This is a genomic window from Pseudomonas paraversuta (assembly GCF_904063065.1).
Classification (GTDB): Bacteria; Pseudomonadota; Gammaproteobacteria; order Pseudomonadales; family Pseudomonadaceae; genus Aquipseudomonas; species Aquipseudomonas paraversuta.
This window is the reverse complement of record NZ_CAJFCL010000038.1, coordinates 1-486: the sequence shown is the minus strand read 5'-3', so window position 1 is coordinate 486 and position 486 is coordinate 1. Positions and strand designations below refer to the sequence as shown.

At 59.5% G+C, this 486-nt stretch carries 1 protein-coding gene; it reads left to right on the top strand.

From position 1 onward, the window contains the following. Positions 1 to 119: 119 nt before the first annotated feature. The coding region (locus JQ845_RS22815) for an RsmE family RNA methyltransferase (RefSeq protein ID WP_203009512.1) at positions 120 to 486 on the top strand (367 nt) is incomplete at its 3' end.

The window sequence follows — 486 nt, the reverse complement described above, 5'->3', positions numbered from 1 at the left end:
CGCTGCGGCTGACGTCGCCAATGGCGGAGTGACCTTCGTTTTTAAAACGGGGTCGCTGCGCAACCCCTCGCAGCCTGCGGCTGCGTCGACATAAGTCATTCAATTTTCAGAGAATCTACATGAGATTGTCCCGCTGTTTTATCGATGCACCTTCGAGCCTCGGTGAACACGAATTGCCTGAAGCCCAGGCGCATTACATTGGCCGCGTGCTGCGCATTGCCGAGGGCGATGCCCTGCAGGTGTTCGATGGCTCGGGACATGAGTTCACCGGGCGCCTGCTGGAAGTCGGGAAAATACGGGTGCGGCTGTTCCTCGACGTAAGCTCTGCCTGGCAAATTGAATCGCCACTGGCCATTCATCTCGGCCTGGGTTTGTCCCGTGGCCACCGCATGGACTGGGCCATCCAGAAGGCCACCGAGCTGGGGGTCAACGACATTCCCCCGATCATGATCGACCGCTGTGCAGCGTGGCTCACGGACGATCCTC